26 protein-coding genes and 1 pseudogene are annotated in these 26,198 nt (G+C 70.6%); 19 read left to right on the forward strand and 8 right to left on the reverse strand.

The window, feature by feature from the left end; genetic code table 11:
• The first annotated feature begins 11 nt into the window (after window positions 1-11).
• The 3 genes from VSH64_RS24335 (at window position 12) to VSH64_RS24345 (ending at window position 3,117) form a co-directional block, all read left to right on the forward strand.
• A complete protein-coding gene (locus VSH64_RS24335) occupies window positions 12-1,172 on the forward strand; it encodes a saccharopine dehydrogenase family protein (RefSeq protein WP_326564978.1) in 1,161 nt (386 codons plus the stop codon).
• Between the two features lie 369 nt (window positions 1,173-1,541).
• Window positions 1,542-2,387, forward strand: coding sequence for a chitosanase (locus tag VSH64_RS24340; RefSeq protein ID WP_326564979.1), 846 nt, complete (start codon window positions 1,542-1,544; stop codon window positions 2,385-2,387).
• A gap of 64 nt (window positions 2,388-2,451) precedes the next feature.
• Complete coding sequence (locus tag VSH64_RS24345) at window positions 2,452-3,117, forward strand: L,D-transpeptidase family protein (RefSeq protein ID WP_326564980.1); 666 nt, start codon at window positions 2,452-2,454, stop codon at window positions 3,115-3,117.
• Here VSH64_RS24345 and VSH64_RS24350 read toward each other — a convergent pair.
• Genes VSH64_RS24350 through VSH64_RS24360 form a run of 3 tightly spaced genes read right to left on the reverse strand, consistent with a single transcriptional unit; the run spans window position 3,114 to window position 5,283 of the window.
• The gene (locus tag VSH64_RS24350; RefSeq protein ID WP_326564981.1) at window positions 3,114-4,097 is read right to left on the reverse strand and encodes a PHP domain-containing protein; all 984 of its coding nucleotides are present in this window, start codon (window positions 4,095-4,097) and stop codon (window positions 3,114-3,116) included. The genes VSH64_RS24345 and VSH64_RS24350 overlap by 4 nt on opposite strands.
• Before the next feature lie 18 nt (window positions 4,098-4,115).
• Window positions 4,116-4,619, reverse strand: a complete 504-nt coding sequence (locus VSH64_RS24355) for a metallophosphoesterase family protein (protein WP_326564982.1) — start codon at window positions 4,617-4,619, stop codon at window positions 4,116-4,118.
• A 4-nt stretch (window positions 4,620-4,623) separates the two neighbouring features.
• Complete coding sequence (locus VSH64_RS24360) at window positions 4,624-5,283, reverse strand: GntR family transcriptional regulator (protein WP_326564983.1); 660 nt, start codon at window positions 5,281-5,283, stop codon at window positions 4,624-4,626.
• Window positions 5,284-5,430: 147 nt separating this feature from the next.
• Here VSH64_RS24360 and araD point away from each other — a divergent pair, with 147 nt between their 5' ends.
• From araD to VSH64_RS24380, 4 genes are all read left to right on the forward strand, one after another.
• Entirely contained in the window at window positions 5,431-7,149 is a 1,719-nt protein-coding gene (araD, locus tag VSH64_RS24365) for an L-arabinonate dehydratase (protein WP_326564984.1), read from the forward strand.
• Between the two features lie 102 nt (window positions 7,150-7,251).
• Window positions 7,252-9,021: a VanW family protein gene (locus VSH64_RS24370; RefSeq protein WP_326564985.1), complete on the forward strand. Its 1,770-nt coding sequence runs from the start codon at window positions 7,252-7,254 to the stop codon at window positions 9,019-9,021.
• A 9-nt stretch (window positions 9,022-9,030) separates the two neighbouring features.
• Window positions 9,031-9,273, forward strand: coding sequence for a hypothetical protein (locus tag VSH64_RS24375; protein WP_326564986.1), 243 nt, complete (start codon window positions 9,031-9,033; stop codon window positions 9,271-9,273).
• Window positions 9,274-9,423: 150 nt separating this feature from the next.
• On the forward strand, window positions 9,424-10,260 hold the full coding sequence (locus VSH64_RS24380; protein ID WP_326838023.1) for a type 1 glutamine amidotransferase domain-containing protein: 837 nt from the start codon (window positions 9,424-9,426) through the stop codon (window positions 10,258-10,260).
• Here the strand turns inward: VSH64_RS24380 and VSH64_RS24385 are convergent.
• Entirely contained in the window at window positions 10,241-11,056 is an 816-nt protein-coding gene (locus tag VSH64_RS24385) for a class I SAM-dependent methyltransferase (protein WP_326564987.1), read from the reverse strand. The two genes, VSH64_RS24380 and VSH64_RS24385, sit on opposite strands and share 20 nt — an antisense overlap.
• Window positions 11,057-11,164: 108 nt before the next feature.
• Here VSH64_RS24385 and VSH64_RS24390 point away from each other — a divergent pair, with 108 nt between their 5' ends.
• The gene (locus VSH64_RS24390; protein WP_456062080.1) at window positions 11,165-11,944 is read left to right on the forward strand and encodes an ABC transporter ATP-binding protein; all 780 of its coding nucleotides are present in this window, start codon (window positions 11,165-11,167) and stop codon (window positions 11,942-11,944) included.
• Window positions 11,920-13,512 carry a hypothetical protein gene (locus tag VSH64_RS24395; RefSeq protein WP_326564989.1) on the forward strand — a complete coding sequence of 531 codons (1,593 nt, stop codon included), beginning with the start codon at window positions 11,920-11,922 and terminating at the stop codon, window positions 13,510-13,512. Before VSH64_RS24390 ends, VSH64_RS24395 begins: the two co-directional genes overlap by 25 nt.
• Before the next feature lie 45 nt (window positions 13,513-13,557).
• Here VSH64_RS24395 and VSH64_RS24400 read toward each other — a convergent pair whose 3' ends face one another.
• Complete coding sequence (locus VSH64_RS24400; RefSeq protein WP_326564990.1) at window positions 13,558-14,910, reverse strand: TrpB-like pyridoxal phosphate-dependent enzyme; 1,353 nt, start codon at window positions 14,908-14,910, stop codon at window positions 13,558-13,560.
• A gap of 118 nt (window positions 14,911-15,028) precedes the next feature.
• Here VSH64_RS24400 and VSH64_RS24405 point away from each other — a divergent pair, with 118 nt between their 5' ends.
• The 7 genes and pseudogenes from VSH64_RS24405 to VSH64_RS24435 all read left to right on the forward strand — a co-directional run bounded on the left by VSH64_RS24405 (window position 15,029) and on the right by VSH64_RS24435 (window position 19,520).
• The gene (locus VSH64_RS24405) at window positions 15,029-15,700 is read left to right on the forward strand and encodes a dienelactone hydrolase family protein (protein ID WP_326564991.1); all 672 of its coding nucleotides are present in this window, start codon (window positions 15,029-15,031) and stop codon (window positions 15,698-15,700) included.
• 166 nt (window positions 15,701-15,866) lie between these two features.
• Window positions 15,867-17,081: a hypothetical protein gene (locus tag VSH64_RS24410; RefSeq protein ID WP_326564992.1), complete on the forward strand. Its 1,215-nt coding sequence runs from the start codon at window positions 15,867-15,869 to the stop codon at window positions 17,079-17,081.
• Window positions 17,082-17,295: 214 nt separating this feature from the next.
• Window positions 17,296-17,514: pseudogene (locus VSH64_RS24415) on the forward strand (dienelactone hydrolase family protein); the annotation flags it as partial.
• Window positions 17,507-17,980 (forward strand): DUF4279 domain-containing protein, encoded by a 474-nt coding sequence (locus VSH64_RS24420; RefSeq protein WP_326564993.1) that lies wholly within the window; start codon window positions 17,507-17,509, stop codon window positions 17,978-17,980. The pseudogene VSH64_RS24415 and the gene VSH64_RS24420, both read left to right, overlap by 8 nt.
• Window positions 17,970-18,557, forward strand: coding sequence for a DUF3885 domain-containing protein (locus VSH64_RS24425; RefSeq protein WP_326564994.1), 588 nt, complete (start codon window positions 17,970-17,972; stop codon window positions 18,555-18,557). Before VSH64_RS24420 ends, VSH64_RS24425 begins: the two co-directional genes overlap by 11 nt.
• Before the next feature lie 84 nt (window positions 18,558-18,641).
• On the forward strand, window positions 18,642-19,103 hold the full coding sequence (locus VSH64_RS24430) for a phage tail protein (RefSeq protein WP_326564995.1): 462 nt from the start codon (window positions 18,642-18,644) through the stop codon (window positions 19,101-19,103).
• A 12-nt stretch (window positions 19,104-19,115) separates the two neighbouring features.
• Entirely contained in the window at window positions 19,116-19,520 is a 405-nt protein-coding gene (locus tag VSH64_RS24435) for a hypothetical protein (protein WP_326564996.1), read from the forward strand.
• Window positions 19,521-19,526: 6 nt separating this feature from the next.
• Here the strand turns inward: VSH64_RS24435 and VSH64_RS24440 are convergent, their stop codons facing one another.
• Window positions 19,527-21,323 (reverse strand): PstS family phosphate ABC transporter substrate-binding protein, encoded by a 1,797-nt coding sequence (locus VSH64_RS24440; RefSeq protein ID WP_326564997.1) that lies wholly within the window; start codon window positions 21,321-21,323, stop codon window positions 19,527-19,529.
• Window positions 21,310-21,876: a DUF6313 family protein gene (locus tag VSH64_RS24445; protein ID WP_326564998.1), complete on the reverse strand. Its 567-nt coding sequence runs from the start codon at window positions 21,874-21,876 to the stop codon at window positions 21,310-21,312. Before VSH64_RS24445 ends, VSH64_RS24440 begins: the two co-directional genes overlap by 14 nt.
• A gap of 284 nt (window positions 21,877-22,160) precedes the next feature.
• Here VSH64_RS24445 and VSH64_RS24450 point away from each other — a divergent pair, with 284 nt between their 5' ends.
• On the forward strand, window positions 22,161-22,778 hold the full coding sequence (locus VSH64_RS24450) for a VOC family protein (protein ID WP_326564999.1): 618 nt from the start codon (window positions 22,161-22,163) through the stop codon (window positions 22,776-22,778).
• A gap of 133 nt (window positions 22,779-22,911) precedes the next feature.
• Here VSH64_RS24450 and VSH64_RS24455 read toward each other — a convergent pair whose 3' ends face one another.
• Window positions 22,912-23,394, reverse strand: a complete 483-nt coding sequence (locus VSH64_RS24455; protein WP_326565000.1) for a carboxymuconolactone decarboxylase family protein — start codon at window positions 23,392-23,394, stop codon at window positions 22,912-22,914.
• A 143-nt stretch (window positions 23,395-23,537) separates the two neighbouring features.
• Here VSH64_RS24455 and VSH64_RS24460 point away from each other — a divergent pair, with 143 nt between their 5' ends.
• Together VSH64_RS24460 and VSH64_RS24465 are read left to right on the forward strand one after the other, a co-directional pair.
• A complete protein-coding gene (locus VSH64_RS24460) occupies window positions 23,538-24,416 on the forward strand; it encodes an RNA polymerase sigma-70 factor (protein ID WP_326565001.1) in 879 nt (292 codons plus the stop codon).
• Window positions 24,417-24,453: 37 nt separating this feature from the next.
• Complete coding sequence (locus tag VSH64_RS24465; RefSeq protein ID WP_326565002.1) at window positions 24,454-25,248, forward strand: PIG-L family deacetylase; 795 nt, start codon at window positions 24,454-24,456, stop codon at window positions 25,246-25,248.
• The last annotated feature ends 950 nt before the right edge of the window (window positions 25,249-26,198 follow it).

Genomic DNA, 26,198 nt, shown 5'->3' on the forward strand with positions numbered 1-26,198 from the left:
GAGGCACGCGCATGGCCGACTACGACCTGGTGCTGTTCGGCGCCACCGGCTTCACCGGCACGCTCACCGCGGAGTACCTCGCGCGCTCCGCCCCGCCCGGCTGCCGGTGGGCGCTCGCGGGCCGCAACCGGGCCAAGCTCTCGGGCGTGCGCGACCGGCTGGCGGCGATCGACGAGCGGCTGGGCACCCTGCCGCTGCTCAGCGCCGACATCGCGGACCCGGCGTCGCTGCGGGCGCTGGCCGCGTCGACGAAGGTGGTGGCGACGACCGTCGGGCCGTACCTGCACTACGGCGAGCCGCTGGTCGCCGCGTGCGCCGCCGAAGGCACCGACTACGTCGACCTCACGGGCGAGCCCGAGTTCGTCGACCGCATGTACCTGGCGCACCACGCCACGGCCGCCGCCACCGGCGCGCGCCTGGTGCACAGCTGCGGCTTCGACTCGATCCCCCACGACCTCGGCGCCTGGTACACCGTGCGGCAGCTGCCCGCGGACGTGCCGTTGCGCGTCGACGGCTACGTCCGGGTCGGGGCCCTGCCTTCGGGTGGCACGTTCCTGACCGCAATGACGGCGTTCTCCCGGCAGAAGGCGGCCAACCGGGCCGCCGCGGAACGCGCGGCGGTGGAACCGGCGCCGCAGGGCCGCCGGGTGCGGGTGCCGGTGGGCGGGCCGCACCGCGTGCCGGGCACGGGGCAGTGGGCGGTGCCGCTGCCGACGATCGACCCGCAGGTGGTGGGCCACTCGGCGCGGGCCGTGGCGCGCTACGGGCCCGACTTTCGCTACCGCCACTTCGCCGCCTTCGCGGGCCTGCCGTCGATGGTGGGCGCCACGGCCGGCGCGGGCGCGCTGTTCACCGCTGCCCAGCTGGCGCCGGCGCGGGAGGCGTTGTCGAAGCTGCTCGCCCCCGGTCAGGGCCCGAGCCTCGCACGGCGGGCGAAGTCCTGGTTCTCGGTGCGGTTCCTCGGCGAGGGCGGCGGGGAGCGCGTGACCACCGAGGTCGCCGGCGGCGACCCCGGGTACGACGAGACGGCGAAGATGCTGGCGGAATCGGCACTGTGCCTGGCTTTCGACGCGTTGCCGGACACCGCGGGGCAGGTGACCACCGCGGCGGCGATGGGGGACGCGCTGATCGAACGACTGACGAGGGCGGGTTTGGTTTTCCGGACGTTGTGACTGTCCTTTGTGGCCTGTCCGAACGACGTTAACCGCCAGTAGCCCGCAAGAACTCGACAAGACTTTGTGGACCACCTTCGTCCACAAAAGAATTGTCGCCCTTTTCAGGATGGTCTTTCCCGCTCACCGGAACCGTGTACCACCAAGCGAAATCGGCTTGACTCACGCCGGTGAACGCCCCATTCGTTCACATCCCTGAAAACTCGATCTGCCCCTTGCCGCGGGGATCACCCGCGGTTATCGTTGCGCTACGCCGCAGCAGCACCGGAGTCGGGAAAGCCCTGGTACGCCTGGGAATTCCTGGCTTCTTCCGCCTTGCCCACCTACCAGGGCACCGCCCTGGCATTCCTGCGGAAAGGGAATTCTCCCATGCGCAAGACGATGCGGCCTGCTCTCGTTGCCGGCCTCACTGTGGCGTCGGCTCTCGCCGTCGTCGTGGCGACGCCCGCGCTGTCCACGGCAGCGCCGACGACGATGAGCCAGGCAGCCTCCATCCTCGCCTCCGGCGGCGACCTCGCCTCGCCGGAGAAGAAGGACATCGCCATGCAGCTGGTGTCCAGTGCGGAGAACTCGAGCCTGAACTGGAAGGCCCAGTACAGCTACATCGAGGACATCGGCGACGGCCGCGGGTACACCGCCGGCATCATCGGCTTCTGCTCGGGCACCGGCGACATGCTCGAGCTCGTGGAGGCCTACACCGACTCCGTGCCCGGCAACCCGCTGGCGAAGTACCTGCCGGCCCTGCGCAAGGTCAACGGCACCGAGTCGCACACCGGCCTCGGCCAGCCGTTCGTGGACGCGTGGAAGGCGGCGGCGAAGACGTCGCAGTTCCAGGCCGCGCAGAACAGCGAGCGCGACCGCGTGTACTTCAACCCGTCGGTGAACCAGGCGAAGTCCGACGGCCTCGGCGCGCTCGGCCAGTTCATCTACTACGACGCCATCGTGATGCACGGCCCGGGCAACAGCTCCGACAGCTTCGGCGGCATCCGCAACTCCGCGATCAAGAAGGCCAAGCCGCCGTCCCAGGGCGGCAACGAAACCACCTACCTCAAGGCGTTCCTCGACGCCCGCAAGGTGATCATGAAGCAGGAGGAGGCGCACGCCGACACCTCGCGCGTCGACACCGAGCAGCTCGTGTTCCTCAACGCGGGCAACCTCGACCTGCACACGCCGCTGAAGTGGAAGGTCTACGGCGACAGCTACCAGATCAACTGAGCACGAAACCCGGGCCGCCGATTCACCACCGGCGGCCCGGGTTCCTGCCGTAAGGTCACGCCCCATGAGAACCGTTCTGGGGACGCTGGCCTGCGTTGCGCTGGGTACGCTCGCCACCGCCGCGCCGACGGCGACCGAGCCGCAGCCCGCGCTGAACTACCACGGTTCCGCGAGCCAGCTGCTCACCGTCACCGCCCCGAACCCCGCGTCGACCACCGCGACGCTGATCGCCTGGCAGCGCAAGGGTTCCCACTGGGTCAAGGCCCTCGGCCCGGTCCCCGCGTTCGTCGGCACCCAAGGCATCGGCGCGGCGAGTGAAACGACCTCGCACACCCCCGCCGGCGTCTGGACCCTCACCGAGGCGTTCGGCATCCGGCCCGGCAACGGTACCCGTCTGCCCTACCGCCAGGTGACCGCGAACGACTGGTGGGTCTCCGACGTGCACTCGCCCTTCTACAACACGCACTACTCGTGCGCGCCCGGCACCTGCCCGTTCGACGAGGGCGCCGGCGAAGACCTCGGCAAGGCCGGTCCGGTCTACGACCACGCCACCGTGATCGACTACAACCGCTCGCCCGCCGTGCCGGGCAAGGGTTCGGCGTTCTTCCTGCACGTCTCCAACGGCAAACCCACGGCCGGCTGCGTGTCGATCCCCGGCGCCGACCTCGACGCCGTGATGCGCTGGCTCGACCCGGCCGAGCACCCGGTGATCGACATCGGGATCGGCTAGACCAGTTCCTCGGCGGGCCGCGTGTTGATCACGCGGTCGGCGGTCAAGCCGACCTTCTCCGCACGCGCACAGCCGTAGACCTGCCAATCGAGCTGGCCGGGTGCGTGCGCGTCGCTGTCGATGGCGAACTCGCAGCCCAGCTCCACGGCCATCCGCAGCAACGGCATCGGCGGGTCGAGCCGCTCCGGGCGCGAGTTGATCTCCACCGCCACGCCGTGGTCGCGGCAGGCGGTGAACACCTTCTCCGCGTCGAACGTGGACGGCGGCCGCGCCCGCGGCCCACGCACCAGCCGGCCGGTGCAGTGGCCCAGCACGCGCACGTGCGGGTTCGCGACGGCCGCCAGCAGCCGCGGCGTGAGCTCCCGTGACGGCATCCGCAGCTTCGAATGCACGCTGGCGACCACGAAATCGAGCCGCTCCAGCAGGTCCTCGCGCTGGTCGAGCGCACCGTCGTCGAGGATGTCGACCTCGATGCCGTGCAGCAGCCGGAACGGGGCGAGTTCGGCGTTGACCCGCGCCACCTCGTCCATCTGCTTGCGCAGCCGCTCCGCCGACAGCCCGTTGGCCACGGTCAGGCGCGGCGAGTGGTCGGTGAGCACGATCCACTCGTGGCCGAGATCGCGCGCGGCTTCCGCCATTTCCTGGATGGGGCTGCCACCGTCGGACCAGTCGGAGTGGGTGTGGCAGTCGCCGCGCAGCGCGGCCCGCAGCTCGCCGCCGTCGGGCAGATCGGCTTCGGCCACTTTCGCGGCGTACGCGGGCACGCGGCCCAGCCACGCGTCCTCGATGACGCCCGCCGTGGCCTTGCCGATGCCTTTGAGCCCCTGCAGCGTGCCCGAGCGCACGCGGCTCTCCAGCTCTTCCTGCGACAGGCCGTCGACCACCGCCGCGGCGATCCGGAACGCCTTCACGCGGTAGGTCGGCTCAGCGGCGCGTTCGAGCTGGAACGCGATGTCGCGCAGCGCGCGTGCCGGGTCCATGGGTCCTGTTCTACCCGCTCAGGCGCGCCGGGGCAGCTCGTGCAGCTCCACGTCCGCCAGTTGCCCGTCCTGGATCTCGGCCGTGGCGTACGTGCAGAACTCCTGGCGCCGCCGGTCGGTGGGCGAGCCGGGGTTGAGCAGGCGCAGGCCGCCGGGCGTCACCGTGTCCCACGGGATGTGGCTGTGGCCGAACACGAGCACGTCGGTTTCCGGGAACTGCGCTTCGGTGCGCTGTTCGCGGCCCTTCGCGTCACCCGTTTCGTGGATCACGGCCAGGCGCACGCCACCGAGCGTCACCCGCGCGACCTCCGGCAGCCACTCGCGCAGCTCCGGTCCGTCGTTGTTGCCGTACACCGCCACGAGCCGTTTGCTGGCCACGGCGAGCTCGTCGAACGCGTCGAGATCGACCCAGTCGCCCGCGTGCACCACCACGTCGGCGCGCTCCACCTCGGCCCAGACCTCGTCGGGCAGTTCCTTCGCCCGCTTCGGCAGGTGCGTGTCGGCGAGGAGCAGCAGCCGCACGACCTCAGGCCTCCTCGTCCGGGATCGCGGCCAGCACGCGTTCGAGGAACGCGCCGATGTGCGTGCGCAGCAAGCCGGCCGCGCCGTCGGCGTCGCCCTTCTTCGCGGCGGCGAGCACGGTCTTGTGTTCGCTCCACTCCTTGCGCCAGCTGGGGTTCGCGTCCCAGCCGACCACAGTGATGAGTGCGGCGCGGTCCTTGAGGTCGTCGAGCATCGACACCATGAGCGGATTGCCGCAGCCGGCGTAGAGCGCGCGGTGGAAGCGGCGGTTGAGCAGGCTGAGTGTGGTGTGGTCCTTGTCCGCCAACGCGGCCTGCGCGTCCTTGAGCGCTTCACCCGCTTCGTCGAACGTCGAGCCCGCCGCCACCGAACGGCGCAGCGCCTCGGGTTCGAGCACCATCCGCACGTCGTACACCGAGCGCGCCAGCTCCGCGTCGACCACGCACACCGACGCGCCGCGGTACGGGCTGAACGTGACCAGCCCGGAGTTCGACAGCACCTTCAGCGCCTCGCGCACCGGCGTCTTCGACACGCCGAGCCGCTGGGCGAGCTCCGCCTCCACCAGCGGCTGGCCCGGAAGCAGCTCCCGCGTCAGGATCCCGCGCCGGATCTCCTCCAGCACCACTTCGGTCCGGGAGGCGGGGAGGCTGAACGTCGGTGGCATCGGACTTCTCCAGGCTCGCTCGGTCTGCCCCGTTGAACAGACCGACATTCAACCAGGCGGCAGCGGACGGTGTCCGCGACCCGCACAGCGGGCTGTGATCATATATCAGATGCCATACTGCCCGCAGAGACGAAAGGCGGCCCGGTCATGAAAACACCCGAGGACCTGCGCAGCCACCGCTGGTTCGGCGGCCAGGAACTGCGCAACTTCAGCCACCGGGCCCGAGCCCGTCAGCTCGGTTACGAACCCGAGGAGCACCTGGGCAAGCCGGTGATCGCCATCCTCAACACGTGGAGCGACATCAACCCCTGCCACATGCACCTGCGCGAGCGCGCCGAACAGGTGAAGCGCGGCGTGTGGCAGGCCGGTGGTTTCCCGCTCGAGTTCCCGGTGGCGACGCTTTCGGAGACCTACCAGAAGCCCACGCCCATGCTGTACCGCAACCTGCTGGCGATGGAGACCGAGGAGATCCTGCGCTCCTACCCGGTCGACGGCACGGTGCTGATGGGCGGCTGCGACAAGACCACTCCGGCGTTGCTGATGGGCGCGACGAGCGCCGGGCTGCCGGCGATCTTCGTGCCGGCCGGCCCGATGTTGCGGGGCCACTGGCGCAACGAGGTGCTGGGCAGCGGCACGGACATGTGGAAGTACTGGGACGAACGCCGCGCCGGCACGATCGGCGACGAGGAGCTGTCCGAACTGGAACGCGGCCTCGCCCGCTCCCCCGGCCACTGCATGACGATGGGCACGGCCTCGACCATGACCTCGGCGGCCGAGGTGCTCGGCGTGACGCTGCCGGGCGCGGCGTCGATCCCCGCCGTCGACTCCGCGCACCACCGCATGGCCTCGGCCAGCGGCGCGCGGATCGTGGACATGGTCTGGGAGGACCTCACGATCACGAAGGTGCTCGACGAACGTGCGTACGCCGACGCCATCACCACCGTGCTCGCGCTCGGCGGCTCGACCAACGCCGTGATCCACCTGATCGCGATGGCCGGGCGCAGCGGCCTGTCGCTGAGCCTGGCCGACTTCGACGAGATCGCGCGCCGGGTGCCGGTGCTCGCGAACATCCGCCCCGGCGGCGCGTGGCTGATGGAGGACTTCTACTACGCGGGCGGCCTGCCCGGGCTGCTGTCGCGGCTCACGGACCTGCTGCACACCGACCGCCTCACCGTGTCGGGCCGCACCCTCGCCGAGACGCTCACGACCGCGCGCGTGCACAACGACGACGTGATCCGGCCGCGCGACAAGCCGCTGGCCGACGAAGGCGGCGTCGCCGTGCTGCACGGCAACCTGGCGCCGTCCGGCGCGGTCATCAAGCACATCGCCGCGACACCCGAGCTGCTCACGCACACCGGACCCGCCGTGGTGTTCGACGACTACGCGGACCTCAAGAAGCGGATCAACGATCCGGCCCTCGGCATCACGGCCGACTCCGTGCTCGTGTTGCGCGGCTCCGGCCCGCTCGGCGGCCCCGGCATGCCCGAGTACGGCATGCTGCCGATCCCCGACCACCTGCTCGCGCAGGGCGTGCGGGACATGGTGCGGATCTCCGACGCGCGCATGAGCGGCACCTCCTACGGCGCCTGCGTGCTGCACGTCGCGCCGGAATCCCACGTCGGCGGCCCGCTCGCCCTGGTCCGCGACGGTGACCTGATCACGCTCGACGTGCCGGCCCGCACGCTGCGCCTCGAAGTGCCCGACGACGAGCTCGACCGCCGGCGTGCGGACTGGCGCGAGCCTGCGCCGCGGTTCGAACGCGGTTACGGTGCTCTCTACGCCGAGCACATCACCCAGGCCGACGAGGGTTGCGACTTCGACTTCCTCGCGCGCGCCGGCGCCAATCCGGAACCCGACGCCCGCTGACCGATTACTGACCGGTTTGTTACGGGAAGGGGCACTAGTCCGGCATGTCCGGCTCAGGCCGTACGCTGTGGCGCGGGACGCAGCAAACGGAGGGTCGAACAGGTGCAGTACGAACCGCGCTGGCCGGAGTCCGACGACGAACAGACGGTGGTGCTGCCGGCGGTCTCCCCTGGGCCGGAGCCCGCGTCGCGCCCGCGTCTGCGCCGAGCCCTGTGGATTTCCGGCGGCGCGCTCGGGGCGCTGCTGGTCGTGTACCTGATCGACCTGCTCACCAGCCAGGGCAGCGTGCCGCGCGGGGTCACGGTGGCGGGCGTCGACGTCGGCGGCCTCGACCGGCCCGTGGCCGAGCGCGAGCTGCGCGGCCTGATCGAGCCGCGGCTCACGCAACCGCTCACCGTCACGGCCGGCGCGGCCCGCACCACGCTGTCGCCGACGCTGGCGGGCCTGCGACTCGACTGGTCCGCGACCCTCGACCAGGCCGGCGACCAGCCGCTGAACCCGTTCACGCGGCTGGCGTCGTTCTTCAGCACGCACGAGATCGGCGTGGTGTCCCACGCCGAGGACGACCGGCTCGGCCCGGCGCTGGAAGACCTGCGCGGGCGAGTGGATCGCGAAGCGGTGGAAGGCACCGTGCGGTTCGAAGGCACCACGCCCGTGGCCGTGGCGCCGCAGCCCGGGCAGAAGCTCGACGTGGCCGCGGCCGAGGCCGCCGTGCTGAAGGAGTGGGCTTCGGGCAAGGAGCTCGCGCTGCCCGTCGTGCCCACGCCGGTGAAGACGACGCAGCAGGGCGTGCAGGCGGCGCTCGACCAGTTCGCGCGGCCGGCAGTGGCTTCGCCGGTCACGCTCACCGGCGAGGGTGCCGCGGCCGTGCTGCAACCACGCGACATCGCCGCGGCGTTGACGTTCGCGCCCGCTGACGGTGGGGCGCTGGTTCCCGTGCTGGACCAGAAGAAGCTCGTCTCGGTGGCCGGGCCGCAGCTGAAGGCGACCGAGAAGGAGGGCAAGGAGGCGACCGTCGGGTTCAGCGGCGGGAAGCCGGTCGTCGAGCCTTCGGTGGACGGCAAGACCGTGGATTGGGAGCCGAGCCTGAAGCCGCTGCCGGACGTGCTGAAGCGCGCGGACCAGCGTGAGCTGAAGGCCGTGTACAAGAACAGCCCGGCGAAGGTGACCACCGAGCAGGCCAACGCACTGGGCGTGAAGGAGGTCGTCGGCGAGTTCACCACCGGCGGCTTCGCGCCCGACTCCGGGGTGAACATCCGCGTGGTGGCCCAGAAGGTGAACGGCGCCATCGTGAAACCCGGCGAAACCTTCAGCCTCAACGGCTTCACCGGCCCCCGCGGCAAACCCCAGGGCTACGTCGAAGCCGGCGTGATCGAAAACGGCGCACCCGCCCGCGAGGTCGGCGGCGGCATTTCCCAGTTCGCGACCACGCTCTACAACGCGGCGTACTTCGCCGGCATGAAGGACGCCGGCCACAAGGAACACAGCTACTACATCAGCCGCTACCCGGCCGCGCGCGAAGCCACGGTGTTCCAGAACCCGGACGGCTCCAGCGTGATCGACCTCAAGTTCACCAACGACTCCGACACCGGCATCGCGATCCAGACGATCTGGTCACCGTCGTCGCTCACCGTGAAGCTGTGGGGCACCAAGCGGTACTCGGTCGACTCCATCCCGGGCGAGCGCACGAACCCCACACCGCAGCCGACGAAACCCGGCCCGGCCGAGAACTGCCACGCCTCGAACGGCGCGCCGGGCTTCACCACCACGGACACCCGCGTGCTCAAGGACGCGGCCACCGGGCAGGAAGTCTCGCGGCACACGCGGACGGTGCGGTACAACCCGCAACCGAAGATCACCTGCGGGGCTTGACCACCCGCCGTGAACGTGGTCACGATCGTGGAGAAGTTCGGGGCGGACGAGTGGCTCGAGCGGGAGTGGGAGCTGCCGCCCGACGTCGTCGAGCAGCTGCGCGGGCAGGTCGACCTGACCCCCGAAGGCTGGATCAGGCACGTGTGGCCGATCACGGCGGAGATCGCCGCCGTCGTGCAGCCGTGGGTAGACGAGCGCATCGACCTCGCCTCGGCCTCCTGGTACGTCAGCTCGGTGCAGGACACCGCCTGAGTCGCGGAGCTCAGCGGCGGGCCGTGACGGGCGAGCGGTCCCGACGCCGTTTCGCGAGATCGGGCGGCCGGGTTCCGGCGGTGCGGTCCGGCCGCTGATCATCAGGTGGCATCCTTCTGACCGGAGCTTCAGGAGGATGCCTTGGCGACTGTGCTGATCCCCGTCCCGGCCCGGGACTCGGACCCGTCGGAGGTGGCGGTGAGCCGGGCGGTGCTGGCCGGGCACACGGTGGTCTTCGCGACGCCCGAGGGCGCGCAGGCGACCTGCGACGAGCTGATGGTGACCGGCGAGGGCCTCGACCTGTGGAGCCGCGTGCCGGGGCTGCGGAAGGTGACCGCGCTGGGCCGGGTGCTCCGGGCCGACGACAACGCGCGGGCGGCGCACCGCGCGTTGCTCGCGGACGCGTCGTGGCAGGCGCCGATCCGCTGGGCCGACATCGAGCTCGACGACTTCGACGGCCTGCTGCTGCCGGGCGGGCACCGGGCCCGCGGCATGCGCGAGTACCTCGAAAGCGAGGTGCTGAAGGACGTGGTCGTGGACGCGTTCCGACGGGATCTGCCGGTGGGCGCGATCTGCCACGGGGTGCTGCTGGCCGCGCGCAGCGTCGACCCGGAGACCGGGCGTTCGGTGCTGCACGGCCGCCAGACGACGGCGCTCACCTGGCAGCTGGAGCGCACGGCGTGGCAGCTGGCGCGGCGCACGCGGTTCTGGGACCCGGACTACTACCGCACCTACCGCGAAGAGCCGGGCCAGCCGGCGGGATACATGTCGGTGCAACAGGAAGTGACGCGGGCGCTGGCGCGGCCGGAGGACTTCCGCGACACGACCGATCGGGTGCAAGGCAGCGGGCGCGCTCGCGACACCATGACCGACGCGCGTCCGGCGTTCGTGGTGGAGGACGGCAACTACGTGTCGGCGCGGTGGCCCGGTGACGTGCACACGTTCGCGAAGGCGTTCGCCAAGAGGCTCACGACCACGACACCGTGACCAGCTCCCGGCCCGACGACCCCAGGTCGGGCGGCAGCGCCGGGTCGACGCCGAGCTCCAGCAGCGCGTCGGCGACCTCGTCGGAGCGCGTGAGGGGCAGGCACAGCCGGCGGCGGGTCACGTCCACCAGCTCGGCGAACGTCTCGTGCTCGGCCTCCCCGGGGCGGCGCCACCGCGTGACGCGCGCGTCGATGCCGAGCTCGGCCAGCACGGCGAGGAAGTCGTCGGCGGTGGGGCCGGCCGGGCGCTGCACCCCGTGGAACCGCGTCCACAGCTCGTTGAGCTCGGTGAGCGGGTGCGCGGCCGCCGTCTCCAGCACCACGCGCCGGCGGGCGCGCCTGGTGAGCGCCTCGATGAACGGGGGCAGGTCGGGCACGTTGTAGATCACGTTCCCGCACAGCACGAGGTCGGCGTCGGCCACCTGCCCGGCCACGTCGGGCCAGTGCCCGAGCACCGCCTCGTGCGCCACGCCGAGCCGGGAAGCGCGGGCGGCGAAGGACGCCAGCAGCTGCCCATCGCCGTCGACGCCGCACACCGCCGTGACACCGGCCCGGCCCACCAGCGAAAGGCTCGTCGCGCCGGCCGCCACCCCGACGTCGAGCACCGTGCCCGGCTCGGCCAGCACCGCCGCCGCCTCGGCGAACGTCGCGCCCAGCGGCGCCGCGATCTGGGCGTCGGCGCGACGCTCGAACACGCGTCGGGGCAGCACCCACGGCGGGTCCGGCACCGCGGCGGCGATCTCGCTCGGAACCGCCCACGCGGCCAGCTGCTCCGCCCACTTCCGCAACGCCGACACGCGCACCGCCTCCCGCTCGGATCCGTCCCCGGAATCCTGCCGCAAACAGCGCGCACGCCCGAGGCAACCCGCGTAATCTCCGGATCCAGACCACGGAAGGGGGCACTCGTGGCCGACAACGGCACAGACGCCGCAATGGGCCTGTACGGGCTCACCAAACGGTTCGGCACCACACTCGCGGTCGACAGCGTGAGCCTGGAGGTGCCGCGCGGCTCGTTCTTCGGGCTCGTCGGGCCCAACGGCGCGGGCAAGACCACGTCGCTGTCGATGGCCGTCGGGCTGCTGCGCCCGGACCAGGGGCAGGCGCACGTGTTCGGCGTCGACGTGTGGCGGGAGCCCGAGCGCGCGAAGAGCCTGATCGGCGTGTTGCCCGACGGTCTGTCCATTCCGGAGCGCCTCACCGGCCGTGAGCTGCTCACCTACATGGGGCTGTTGCGCGGCCTGCCGCCGGGCACGGTGGCCGAGCGGGCGCAGGAGCTGCTCGGGGTGCTGGAGCTGCTGGAGGCCGAGCGCACGCTGGTGATCGACTACTCCGCGGGGATGCGCAAGAAGATCGGCCTCGCGATGGCACTGCTGCACGGGCCGCGCCTGCTGGTGCTCGACGAGCCGTTCGAGGCCGTCGACCCGGTGTCGGCGTCCACGATCCGCACGATCCTGCAGCGGTTCGTCGGCTCCGGCGGCGCGGTGGTGCTCTCGAGCCACGTGATGGCGCTGGTCGAGCAGCTGTGCAGCCACGTCGCGGTGATCACGCGCGGCCGGGTCGTCGCGGCGGGCGCCGTGGACGAGGTGCGCGGCGGCGGGAGCCTGGAAGACGCGTTCGTGCACATCGTGGGCGGGCGCACCGGCGGAGCGGAAGGGCTGTCGTGGTTGGCGTCCTCGTCCGACTGAAGCTGCGCGTATTGCGCAACTCCCTGCGCGGTCGCCAGGTCGCCGGGATGATCGTGGGCGGCGTGGCCGGGCTGGTCGCCGCCGTGCTCACGATCGTGCTGGCCATCGTGCCGATCCGCGGCGGTACCGACATCACCGTCGACCTGCTCACCGCGGTGTACGCGGCGTGGGCGGCGGGCTGGGTGCTCGCGCCGATCGCCACCGGCGGTGGCGACGACACGCTGCGCCCCGAGCACTTCGCACTGCTGCCGATCGGCCGGCGCAAGCTCGCCGTGGGCCTGCTCGCCGCGAGCTTCGTGGGCGTGACCACGGTGGTCAGCCTGGTCGCGTTCCTCGGCCTGCTCTTCTACGGCCTGCGCTTCGGCCCGGGCGCGGCGCTGGTCGGGCTCGTGTTCACGGTGCTGCAGCTGGCGTTCGTGGTGCTGCTCTACCGCGTGGTGATGGCCGCGCTCGGTGCGCTGCTCACCTCGCGCAAGGGCAAGGAGCTCGGCATCATCCTGGTGGCGCTCACCGGGCTGTCCGGTGTCGGCGTGAACCTCGCGATCAACAGCCTCGGGCCCGCGATCATCAACGGCCGCGTGCCCGGGTTCGTGAACGTGATGCACGTGCTGCCCTCGGGCTGGGGCACCGTCGCCGTGCACGCGGCCGGCACCGGTTCGTGGGGCACGGCGCTGGGGTTGCTGGTCGCGATGCTCGCGCTGATCGCGGTGCTCATCGCCGCGTGGGGCGCGCTGCTCGTGCGGCAGGCCACGAACCCGTCGTTCCGCGGTGCTTCGCGCACGAAGGTGCGGGCCGAGGGCGCGCGCGTGCGCCGGAGCCTGCTGCCCGCGACGCCGGTGGGCGCGGTGGCGCGCAAGGAACTGTTCACCTGGTGGCGCGACGCACGTCGGCGCGTGGCCCTGCTGTCCACGCTGATCGTGGGCCTGGTGATCACGGTCGTGCCGACGCTGTCCGGCGGCGGGCGGCCGGCGATCGTGCCCTACCTCGGGGTCGTGGTGGTGTTCTTCGCGTGCATGCAGTCGGGCAACCTCTACGGCTTCGACGGCAGCTCACTGTGGCACACGCTCATCGTGCCCGGCGCGGAGCGCGCGGACATCCGCGGGCGGCAGGTGGCGTGGGCGCTGATCGTGGCGCCGGTGGCGCTGGTGCTGGCCGTGGTGCTGCCGGGCGCGGTCGGCGAGACCGGTGCGTACCCGTGGGTGCTGGGCCTGGTGCCGGCGCTGCTCGGTGCGGGGGCCGGGGTGCTGATGCTGCAGTCGGTGTTCCTCGCGTACCCGCTGCCCGACCAGCGCAAGAGCGGCAGCCCGTGGTCGTCCGGCGGCCGTCCGGGGTGCGCGCGGCTGCTGATGATGCTGGCGACCTCGCTGCTGATGGTCGTCGGGGTGCTGCCGGTGCTCGCGCTGGGCATCGCCGGCGTGGTCGCGGATCTGCCGGTGCTGCAGTGGATCGGGGTGCCGGTGGGGATCGTGCTGGGCGGTGTGCTGGCGTGGTGGTGGGGCGACATCGCGCGCAAGCGGCTCGCCGCTCGCGGGCCGGAGCTGCTGGCGACGGTGTCGAAGGAACGGTGAGGTACGGGTGGCGGCGGTTTTGTCCGGCCGCCGCCACCCGGTGGATCACGGCAGTGCGGCCAGCGATTCGGCCAGCACGTCGTCGGACAGCTCGTTGTCCACCATCTCGCCCGAGAGGTAGGCACCGTAGGCGGGGAGGTCGAGGTGGGCGTGGCCGCACAGCGCCGTGAGGATCACCTTCTCCTCGCCGGTTTCCTTGCAGCGCAACGCTTCCTGGATACAGGCGGCCAGCGCGTGCGTGGGCTCGGGCGCCGGGATGATGCCCTCGGCGCGGGCGAAGCGCACGCCCGCCGCGAAGCACTCCTGCTGCCCGACGGCGAGCGCCTCGATCAAGCCCAGCTCGTGGATGTGCGAGATGAGCGGCGACATGCCGTGGTAGCGCAGGCCGCCCGCGTGGATCGGGTCGGGGATGAAGCCGTGGCCCAGGGTGTGCATCTTGAGCAGCGGCGTGAGGCCCGCGGTGTCGCCGAAGTCGTAGGCGTACGTGCCGCGCGTGAGCGTGGGGCACGCGGCCGGTTCGACGGCGCGGATCACCGGGTTCATCCGGCCGGCCAGCTTCTCCCGCAGGAACGGGAACGCCAGGCCGCCGAAGTTCGACCCGCCGCCGGTGCAGCCGACCAGCAGGTCGGGCGTGTCGCCGGCGAGCTCGAACTGCTTGAGCGCCTCTTCGCCGATCACCGTCTGGTGCATCAGCACGTGGTTGAGCACGCTGCCGAGCGCGTAGCGCGCGTTGGGGTCGGCCGCGGCCTGCTCCACGGCCTCGCTGATCGCGATGCCGAGGCTCCCGGTGGACTCCGGGTCGTCGGCGAGGATCTTGCGCCCCGACTCGGTGAGCGCCGACGGGCTGGGGTGCACCGTGGCGCCGAAGGTCTCCATCATCAGCTTGCGGTAGGGCTTCTGGTCGTAGGACGCGCGGACCTGCCACACCTCGCACTCGAGCCCGTACTGCGCGCACGCGAACGCCAGCGCACTGCCCCACTGGCCGGCCCCCGTCTCGGTCGTCAGCCGCGACACGCCCTCCGCCGCGTTGTAGAACGCCTGCGGCACCGCCGTGTTCGGCTTGTGCGACCCGACGGGGCTCACGCCTTCGTACTTGTAGTAGATGCGCGCCGGCGTACCCAGCGCCTTCTCCAGCCGGCGCGCCCGGTACAGCGGCGAGGGGCGCCACAGGCGGTAGACCTCGCGGACCTCCTCGGGGATGTCCACGTACCGCTCCGTGGTCACCTCCTGCGCGATCAGCGCCTGCGGGAACAGCGGCGCCAGATCCGCCGGCCCGATCGGCTCGCGCGTCCCCGGGTGCAACGGCGGGGGCGGCGGCTCCGGCAGGTCGGGCACCACGTTGTACCACTGCGTCGGGAGATCGGCTTCGTCCAGGATGTACTTGGTCCGCTCCGCCATCACGCCTCCTCGGTCGGGAAAACTCAACATAGATCGGGCGGCGGCAAGAGGCCAGCCCTGTTGTCTACAGTGGAATTCACCGGGAGGAAATTTGCCCACACGCGTTGACCGGCTCGCGGTGGCCGACGGAACCGTTCCCCTGCCGCTGTGGCTCCCGCCTTCCGGCGCGGGGCCCGGGCTGGTGCTGATCCAGGAGATCTTCGGGCTCGACGCTTACTTGTCTTCGGTGGCTTCGGAGCTGGCTTCGTCGGGTTATGTGGTGGCCGTGCCGGAACTGTTCCACCGCTTCGCGCCGGGCTGGTCGTCACCCCACGACGAGGCGGGCGTGGCGCGGTCGATGGGGCTGATGGGGCAGTTCGATCCGGCGTTGGGACTGTCGGACGTGCTGGCTGCTTTGGGCCATCTACGGTCGTTTGGCCCTCGTGCCGGTGTGTTCGGGTTCTGTCTGGGCGGGTCGTTGGCCTTCGCGGCCGCTTCGGCCGGCGACCCGGACACGGCGGTGTCGTTCTACGGGTCGACGGTGGCGGCGGAGATCGGGGCGTTGGATTCGGTGCGGTGCCCGATCCAGTTCCACTTCGGTGGGCAGGATCAGTTCATTCCGCGGTCGGATGTGGCTGTGGTGGAGGCCGCGGTGGCTTCGCATCCGGGGGCGGAGATCTTTGTGCAGGAAGACGCGGGGCACGCGTTCCACAACCGGGTGGCGCCGATGTTCTACCGGCCGGAGGCGGCGGCGAGGGCGTGGGACCTGACGGTGGACTTCCTGGGTCGGACCCTGCCGACCGGCCGCTGAAATCACTCGTCGACGACATGGCGACCTCTCTACGATGCAGCCATGGCGTGGATCTACGCACTCCGTGCCGGCCGCCTCGCCGAGGAGAATCGGCAACGCGGCGGGCAACTAGCTCGCGTCCTCTGCCGCGACCCGGTGGACGCGACCACCGGAGAGAGGACCACCATTGTCCCCCGACGATGATCAACAACGGCTGCTCGAGGCTCCACGCCGCAACCTCGCTCACGCCCGGCGGGACGAGTCGGCCTGGGCGGGGCTGGAATTCGTGCTGACACGCGACGAGCAGGGACGGGCATACGACAGCAACCGCGCGGAGCGGTTCGGCGTTCTGCGGGCACTGCAATACGACCGAAGGCCGCAGGACCTGACGTTGCTGAGGTTCTTGCTCCGCCAGGAGATCACCCGCTATCGCGAGACTGTGCCGTGGGGGCTGGCCTCTGACCTGGAGCTGGCCGGTTTCCTCGTCGCCGAGCACGGCCGGCTCGAGGACGTCTGGCTGCACTGGCAGGCCAAAGAGATCAGTTTCGACACCGCACTCGGCTACCGCACCCACCACCTGCTGACCGCCGGTGTCGAGGCGACGCTGCAAGCCGTGCGGTCCAGCTCTCACCCCGATCGTGACCGCGTCCTCCACAAGATCACCGACGCCCTCAACCCGGACGGCACACCCCATTTCACCGATGCCGTCGTCCAGGAATGGCTGGACGCCCAACGAAAGCGATTCCCGGCAGACCCCGCAGCCGAGAGCTTGCGGACCTGGGCCAACCACGCCGCCCGCGTCGGCGAGCGGGAAATGTCGCGACGATTCCTCCTGGCCTGGGCTGACCAGCAACCCCGCACCGAACACACGCTCAACACCCTCCAGTTCCACCTCGCCCAACTCGGGTTTCTCACCGAAGCCACCGAGATCCAGAAAGAAGCTGTCGCCGCGTCGGGACCAGGCTGGGCCAAGGCCAGCAAGCTCCTCACCCTCATCGAGCTCCAGCGAACGTCGGGCGACTTCGAGGGCGCCTGGGCGACGCTGCGTGAATGCGCCGACGCTATGCCCTCCGATCCGTTCTGGAAGAACGCAGGACTCTGGCGCCACTTCGTCAAAGCGCACTTCCTGCTCGTCCCCCTCGCGCGCGATCAGGCGATCGCCCGAACGCTCTTGGACGAGGGAGACCGGCAGATGCGCGGCGTCAAGCGGCTATGGATGGACGGCGTGCTCGACGCCGCCATCATCGCCATCACACACGTAGGCGATTCCGACATGCACGACCGCTACCTGGCGATCAAGGAAGCCGAGACCCGCGCGCGCGATGAGGAGATGAAACAAGCCATCAGCGGCACCACCGACGAAAACAAGAGCAGAGACCACGGCGCCAGCACCTCGAGCTGAGCGATGGCAGTCCCCGGCGCACGGAGTCCGAGTGGCAGGCAGCGTATCGATGAGCAACGACATCCGCCCGCTCGCCGGCCCCGACGGACGCCACATGCCAGCGAGTTACCCCCAGTCGCCGATGTGCAACCCCTTCCTGAGGAGCCCGCGGCTTTCACCGGCCCCTGATCAGCTTTGCAGCTTGACGAGTCACGATATGTAACAAAAGACACTCCACCTCGGTGGGCAGGATCAGTTCATTCCGCGGTCGGATGTTGCCGTGGTGGAGGCCGCGGTGGCTTCGCATCCGGGGGCGGAGATCTTTGTGCAGGAAGACGCGGGACACGCGTTCCACAACCGGGTGGCGCCGATGTTCTACCGGCCGGAAGCGGCGGCGAGGGCGTGGGATCTGACGGTGGACTTCTTACGGAGGACACTTCCGGTCGATGCCTGAGCCGAATTCAGTGGTCACGACGAAGATCGTTCGTGATGATGGCGAAGTGCAGACAAGTGCCACGTTCCGCCTCGGTGGTGACCGGGGCGCGAGCGCCCGAGCGGTGACCGACCTTCTCGAGCTCGCGCCCACCTTCGCGGCCGAAGCCGGGGAGCGGGTGGGACGCCGCAGCAGTGCGGTGCGGGCAACCGCACTCTGGTCGTTGACGTCCCCGGTGGGCGACGAAGCCGAGCTGTCCGACCACTTGACCTGGCTGCTCGACCGGCTCGAGCCGAAGACCGGTGAGCTGTGGCAGCTCGCCGACCGCGGGTACTCCGCCGACTGGTTCTGTGCGGCGGCGTCGCACGCAGCCGAGCACGCGGTCGAACTCGACCGTGCACTGCTCGTGAGGCTGGTGGCGCTTCCTGGCCCGCTTCTCATCGACGTAGCGGGCGACGATCCGGAACGTGACTTCAGTGGCGAATGACAGCGAGCTGTCCGCCTTGTGGCGACAGCGCTGGCCCGACTGCGACCCCATTTCCTACACCCTGAAGTCCGCCTACCCGGATCGCTGGGTGCGGTTCCACAGCCTGCCCGAGTCCAAGCGCTATCCCGAGACCGAAGCCGAGTACGACCTCGTGCTCGGGCGATACAACGTGGTGCTGGACGAGCTGTTCGGCGGGCAGGAGGTCCGCATCGTCACGAACTTCTGGTCGGACGATCCGGAGCCGCCGGCTGAGCCGGCGCCGATCGAGCGCAGATTCCCCGGCGCCCGCCACTGGATGTCCGTGTGCGATGACGAGGACGAAACCGACCCGGACTTCATCAGCTACGCCCACGTGTACGCCGGCCGAACCTCGTGGCGGTCCGGATTGATCGACGACACGCTTCGCGCGGTGGCCGACGACGCAGCGGCCGGGGTGATGATCACCAGTCTCTCCTTCGACCGGATCCACGCCCCGTACGACGGGGGCGCCGACGTCCTCCTGCCCACGACAGCCGAGCGCGACGCCCTCAAGCAGCGCTACAGCGAGTGGCTCTCACGGCACCCCCAAGGCCTCTGAACGGCGCGAATGGCAGCGCCGACCGACCCCGGCGTTTACGCTGACCACAAGACCACCCACCTCGGTACCACGGAGGAACTCACCATGCCCCACGTCGTGGACTTCGTAACCGTGTCGACCGCCGGTCTCGAGACCTCGCCGGTGGTCGACGCGCTGGCCGGGTTGCGGGCGAACGAGGCGCGGTACTTCAAGAACAAGTACGACCACACCTTCGAGGTCCAGCCGGCGAAGGACGCCCAGGCCACCCTCGACTGGGTGAACCGGATCCTCGAGGACGAGCGGGGCATCGTCATCGCCTCGAAGCCCCTGGAAGTCACCGAGTTCCAGGTCGAGAACGTCCGCTGGGCGTACGTGTTCTACGAAAGCGGCCTCTCGATCAACGTCCTCTACACCCTCGACGACGGCGGCAAGCGCGCGGTCGGCTTCAAGCTCTCCGACGGCATGGAGGTGCCCGAGGAGCTGGGCGCGTTCAAGTTCGCGCGGCAGAAGTCGAAGCTGGCCGGCACGATCCGGGGGTCCTACTTCGTGATCAAGAACGAGTACTGAGAACCCACCAGGATGAGCGACCACAGCGGTTACGGGGAAAGCGGCGACCGCGACCGCGAATTGACGCCCGCCGAGGTCGAGTTCATGGCGGTGCTGGAAGGGCTGGTTCCGAAGATCGACTTCTGGGTGCACGCCGACGCCGACGAGACTCCCTGGCTGATGGCCTCGCTCGACTTCGGCGAGGGCGACACGATTTCCGCCACGCTGCGGGCCGACTTCGACGCGCGGGGGATTCGGGGCTGCTGGAGTCCCTCGTGCCTCAACTGGGACGACGGTGTCCGCGCGGAAGAGGCGTTGCTCGACGTCGAGGGCCCGGACGGCATTCGCTGCCTTGACGACGGCGCCTCACCAACCGAGCTGGCACAGCGCGCCGCCGCCTGGTTCACCAGCGCCAAGCAAGGCCGCTGGGCCTACTGAGAAACCTCACCTCCGCGCACACAAATCCTGCTCACTCGCCGCACACGCGTAGTACTGGAACCCCACCATCGCATTACGCGCTTCAGGCGTCAGCAGGTAATCCCGGAACGCCGCCGCCAGTGAATCCGACGGCAACGGCCCCCGGCTGAACACGTACTCGACCGTCCAAAAAGGATACCCGGCGCGGATGTCCCCCAACGAAGCATCGCGGCCGTCCAGGCTGATCTTCTTCACCGCCGTCGACTGGGCGACGTCGGAGACGTCCGCGTAGCCGATGGCGTCGCCGAGGGTGGCGATGCGGTCGATGAGGTCGCCGGTCGAGCCTTGTTCGCAGAGGATCGGCGACGTGGCCGGGACGCCGGGGCGCAGGTCGCGACAGGAGTCGGACGTCGACGGGGCCTGGGGGCCGCCGAGGAGGTACTTCTCGAGCGTGTGGCGGGTGCCGGAGGACGTGGAGCGGCCGGCGACGCGGATGGGGCCGGTGTCGCGGGGGTTGCCGGTGATGTCGCTCCACACGCGAGCGCCGCCGGTGAAGATCTTGCGGACGTCGGCGGCCGTGAGGTCGTCCACGGGCACGTTTTTGCTCGCCACCAGCGTGAACGGCACGATCGCGAGCTGCTGCGGCACGAACGGGGCGAAGTCGGGTTCGTCGAACTTGCCGTCGGAGAGGGCGAGGTCGATGGTGCCGTCGTGGAGGCGCTGCAGGCCCTCGACGCTGCCCGGCGTGCCGACCTTCACGACCGAACCCGGGCAGTACGCCTCGTACGAGCCGGCGAGCTCCGTCGCGGCGCGGCCGAACGCGCTCGACCCCTCCACGCTCAGCGAACCCGCCACACACGTGACGCCGCGCGGCAGCTTCGTGAACGGCGCGACGTTGTTCAGCAGCAACACCACCGCCAGCGCACCCGCGCAGATCGCCGTCAACCCGCCCCACGCGAGCGTGCCGGGCCCGACTTTTTCCTTGCCCTCGCGCGTGGTGATGCGGCCGTCGCGCAGCAGGCCTTCTACCGCGATCTGGTGCCGCTCCTCCGCTTTGGTGCCCGACAGCACGATCACGAGCTTGAACGAGTGCTCCCGTTCGAGCTGCACCGCCGGCAGCTTCACGCGGTCGCCGTCGATGGTGAAGTCGGCGAGCTTGCTGATCACGCGCTGCAGCACCGGCGGCTCGAACTCGGTGGCGTCGACGGAGATCACGCGCCGGCCCGGGAAGTGGAGCGCGAGCGGCGACACGTAGTCGGCCGCCTTGATCACGGCGCCGCCGGTGTTCTTCACCCGCACCACCACCACGCCGGGGTCGGTCACGGCGGCGTGTTCGCCTTCCAGGCGCACGGTTTCGCCGATGTCGACGCCGAACGGCGCGTCGATCCGCACCCGGCACGACAGGATCTGCCGGCGGCGCACGCGGACGTAGCTCACGCTCGTGGCCAGCGCGGCCACCACGGCCGCGATCGAGAGGCCGAGGATGCCGTCGCCGCTGATGGCGGTTTCGGCGACCCACTGCCGTTCCGTGATGCCCAGCACCAGCGCCGCCAGCACCACCACGGCCGCCACCACGGCGGCGGCGACCCGCGGGCCCTTGCGCGGCTTCGGGGCCGCACGGTTGATCACGGCGTCGGACAGCTCGCGCGCGCCCGGCGACGTCGAGGGGTCGGCTTGCTCGGCGCGGCCGATCCGTTGCACGGCCACGGAAACCTGCTCGTCGACCCAGCCGGCCTCGGCGCGTTTCTCGGGATAGGCGTCCTGGTACAGCACTTTCGCGAGCTCGTCGACGCTCTGCGGCGCGTTCGGGTCAGGCGTGGGCACCGGAATTCCCGTCCTTTCCGGCGAGCTTTTCGCACACCGGGCACTTTCCCGACATTCCGTCCAGCACGTACGAAGCTTCCAGCACGGCCTGCCACATCGCCTGCCGCGGGCCGCGGCCGCGGTCGGACTCGCCGACGTTGAGGAACCGCTCCACCACGATCTCCCAGTGGTCCTGCGCGAGCTTCCAATCGCCTTGGTGGCGCAGCACGAACCGGATGCCGAAGTAGTGCGGCACCTCGAACCCGTGGCGGCTGTACTGCAGGCGGTCGAGCAGCGGGATCAGGGCGATGCGGCGCGCGTTGGAGCGGCCGCGCATCCGCCCGATGGTGCGGTTGTCCGTCACCTCGGTCACCACGTAACCGGCCACGGCACCCGCGAAACCGGTGACCACGAGCCAGCCGGCGAGCGAGAGCGGCAGGGCCAGCGCCGGGCTGGCGGTGTCCCACGGCGAGTCGATCTGCACCGTGACGTCGTAGGCGACCCGGCCGCCGATCACCACCGCGTTGGCCACGAACAACCCGAAGAACGCGGCGAGGATGTAGTAACCCCGCACGCGCAGCCAGTATTGGATTCCGCGAAACCTGCGGACGCCCCGGCGCCGGCGTCGCACCAGCGCTCTCAGGGACTCTCTCGGCGGCGGTGGATCCGCCTGGTTGGTTTCGGTCATGTGCCGCGAGACGACGCTCCAGCTGAGCGAGGCCCCCATCCGCCACCCATGGTCCAAAATCTACCGGAGACCCGGGGCCGGTGAAAGCGCGTGGCCGCTGCCCGCCCCCGGCGACGACTGAGCAGGAATGGAGAAGCACTGGTCACGGGTGCGCGCTTACCGTTTCCGGCATGACCTCAATCGACAGCATCACCCTCGAGGTGGCCGACCCGGCCGCCGCCGAACGCTTCTACGCCGACGCCTTCGGGCTCGGCTCCATCCTGCGGCTGCGCGCTTCGCAGACGCCCACCGACGGCTTCCGCGGCTACACCCTCTCCCTCACCGTCGCCCAGCCCGCCGACGCCGACGCCTTCCTCGACGCGGCCGTCGCGGCCGGTGCCACCACGCTGAAGGCGGCGGCCAAGTCCATGTGGGGCTACGGCGGCGTGGTCCAGGCCCCGGACGGCGCGATCTGGAAGGTCGCCACCAGCGCGAAGAAGAACACCGGGCCGGCGGTGCGGGAGTTCGAGTCCCTGGTGCTGCTGCTCGGTGTCGACGACGTCGGCGCGAGCAAGCGGTTCTACACCTCGCGCGGCCTCACGGTCGGCAAGAGCTTCGGGCGCGTGTACGTCGAGTTCGAGACGGCGCCGGTGAAGCTCGCGCTGTACCGGCGTCGCGCGCTGGCGAAGGACGCCGGCGTGGCGGAGCCCGGCACGGGTTCGCACCGGATCGCGCTCGGCGGCCAGGAAGCGTTCACGGATCCGGACGGTTTCGCGTGGGAAACCACCGCCTCGGCCGCGGTGTCCTGATGTGCCGGTACGGATTGATCTTGGCGCTGGCGGAGGCCAATCGTGCCCCGGCAGAGCCGCAGCTCGACTCCCCGGCCGAAGCACCGGCGGACCTGCCCCGGCCCGGGACCGAAACCCCGAGCCGGGCAGAGGTTCAGTTCTCCGCGAAGCCGGCGAACATCCCCGCTTCGTAGGAACCGCCGGGCATCGCGACGATCACGTTCATCCGGTTCGCCGCGTTGATCAGCCCGATCAGGCACACCAGCGCGGAGAGCTGCTCGTCGTCGAAGTGCTTGCGGGCGTGGGACCACGTGTCGTCGGAGATGCCGGTGGAGTCGGCGAGCCGGGTGGCTTCCTCTGTGAGCGCGAGGGCCGCGCGCTCGGCGTCGGTGTACACCGTGGTTTCGCGCCAGGCCGCGACGAGCGCCAGGCGCACGGGGGTTTCGCCGGCGGCCACGGCGTCCTTGATGTGCATGTCGAGGCAGAAGCCGCAGCCGTTGAGCTGGCTGGCGCGGATCTGCACCAGCGTCCGGATCTCGGCCGGCAGCGTGGAGCGGTCCAGCAGCGAGCTCACGCCGGCGAAGCGCTTGGCCAGCTTGCCGCCGATTTCGGTGTCCATCGGGTTCAGGCGGATCATGGGAGTCCTCACTCTCGGGTTTCCGATGCCCACCAGATGCCGGCCACCCCGCCGTTGTGACAGATCGCCCCGAGACCTGTCACGAACAGCGGCCGGGCGGCATCTGGTGGTGGACACTGTCGGAATCGAAGGGGGCACCACGCATGGCCGACCGCGCGACGGAGCTGTTCCTCACCCACCGCAACCTGCTGTTCACCATCGCCTACGAGATGCTCGGCTCGGCGGCCGACGCGGAGGACGTGCTGCAGGAGACGTGGCTGCGCTGGGTGGGCGTGGACCTCGACGAGGTGCAGAACCACCGCGCGTACCTCGTGCGCATCACCACGCGCCAGGCGCTGGGCCGGCTGCGCACGCTGGGGCGGCGCAAGGAGTCCTACGTGGGGCCGTGGCTGCCGGAGCCGCTGCTGACCGCGCCGGACGTGGCCGAGGACGTGGAGCTCGCCGAGAGTGTGTCGATGGCGATGCTGCTCGTGCTGGAGACGCTCACGCCCACCGAACGCGCGGTGTTCGTGCTGCGCGAGGTGTTCGACCTGGGCTACGGCGAGATCGCGGACGCCGTGGGCAAGAGCGGCGCGGCCGTGCGGCAGATCGCGCACCGCGCGCGGGAGCACGTGGCCGCCCGCCGGCCGCGCGGGCCTGTTTCGCGCACGGCCACGCGCGACGCGCTCGCGGCGTTCCAGCACGCCATCGAAACGGGTGAGCTGCAGGGCCTGCTCGACGTGCTGTCCCCCGACGTCGTGTTCCTCGGCGACGGCGGCGGCGTGAAGCAGGCCGTGCTCAAGCCCGTGGTCGGTGCCGAGCGCGTGGCCCGGATCCTGGCGGCCGGCCTGGGCCAGCTTGCCACCGCGACCCGGCTGCCGGCGCTGGTCAACGGCCACCCGGCGCTCACCGTGCACTTCGACGGCGCGCTGGACACCGTGCTGGCCCTGCGCATCGACGACGGGCTCGTCACCGGCATCTACGCCGTGCGCAACCCGGCGAAGCTGTCACACATGGTCGAGGAACAGAGCTTGCGAAGGTGACCGGATTCTGTCGGTGCCCGGGGGTAAGTTCGATGACATGGCAACAATGGTGACGTTCCACGCCCACCCCGACGACGAGTGCATCGTCACCGGCGGCGTGATGCGCAAGGCCGCCGACGAGGGGCACCGGGTCGTGCTGGTGGTCGCGACGCGCGGCGAGGTGGGCGAGGTGCCCGAAGGCTTCCTCGACGACGGCGAGCAGCTCTGGGAGCGGCGCGTGCGCGAAACCCACGCGGCGGCCGAGGTGCTCGGCGTCAAACGCGTGGAGTTCCTGGGCTACCGCGACTCCGGCATGATGGGCGAGCCCACGAACGACGAGCCCGGCGCCTTCTGGCGCGCCTCGATCGAGGAGGCGGCCCAGCGGCTGGCCACCATCCTGCGCGAGGAGTCGGCCGAGGTCCTCACGATCTACGACGACTACGGCAACTACGGGCACCCCGACCACATCCAGGTCCACCGCGTCGGCGTGCGCGCGGCCGAGCTGGCGGGCACGCCGCGGGTGTACCAGGCCACGTCGAACCGCGACCACATGCGCCGCGGCCTCGAGCTGGCGGTGCAGCTGGGCGCGATGCCGCGCGAGGCGGTCCCCGACGTCGACGCCCAGGAACAGCTCGGCAAGCCGGAGGCCGAAATCACGGCGGCGGTGGACGTGCGGCCGTACCTGACCGCGAAGCGCGCGGCGATGCGCGCGCACCCCAGCCAGATCGCCGAGGAGTCGTGGTTCCTGGCCATGCCGGACGAGGCGTTCGGGCACGCGTTCGGCACGGAGTGGTTCATCCGGGAGGGGCACGGGCCGGGGATCACGGAGACGAATTTGATGGCCGGGTTGTGACGCCTGAGGCGTGATGCCTGGGTTCCTGGGTTGTGATGCCTCGGGTTGTGGTGGATGGGTTGTGATGGCCCAGGCTTGTGATGGCCGAGTGGCGACGGCTGGGTCGCGATGGCCGCGTCGTGATGGCCGGGCTGCGATGGCCGGGCCGTGGTGCGCGGGGTTGGCGATGCCTCGGGTTGCGACAGCCGGATCGTGATGCCTTGGGTTGTGGTGGATGGGTTGTGATGCGCGGGATTGGCGACGCCGCAGGTTGCGACAGCCGGGTCGTGATACCGGGATTGGCGATGCCTCGGGTTCGGACGGCTGGGTCGTGATACCCGGGTCGTGATGCCTTGGGTTGCGATCGCGGGGTCGTCATGGCCGGGTTGCGATAGCCCGGCCGTGGCGCGCAGGGTTGTGATGCCTTGGGCTGCCACGGCCGGGTCGTGATGCGCGGGTTGCGAGAGTGGGGTCGCGATGCGCGGGGTTGTATGGCCGAGTCGTGACGACTGGGTCGTCATGGCCGGGTCGCCACGGCCGGGTCGCCACGGCCGGGCTGCGATAGCCCGGCCGTGGCGCGCAGGGTCGTGATGCCTCGGGTTGCCACGGCCGGGTCGTGATGGCCGAGTGGCGACGGCTGGGTCGCGATGGTCGCCAAGTCATGGCCGGGCTGCGACAGTCGGGTCGTGGTGCGCTGGGTTGTGATGGCCGCGTTGCGATGGCCGGGCCGTGGTGCGCTGGGTTGCGATGCCTCGGGTTGCGACGGCCGGGTCGTGATGGCCGGGCCGTGATGCGGTTCCGGAGTCATCAGACGGTGGTGACCATCGCGGTCGTCCGCGGCCGCTAGGCACGGTGCCGTCGGGCGGTGGACCGCGGGAGGGGGCGCGAGGTGATGATCATCTCGTGGTCATCGGCCGTCGGGTGCGGGGCGGGCGGGGCTGCCGTTGAATGGCGTCGACGCCGTGCAGCGG

The organism is Amycolatopsis rhabdoformis (assembly GCF_035918295.1).
Taxonomy (GTDB): domain Bacteria; phylum Actinomycetota; class Actinomycetes; order Mycobacteriales; family Pseudonocardiaceae; genus Amycolatopsis; species Amycolatopsis rhabdoformis.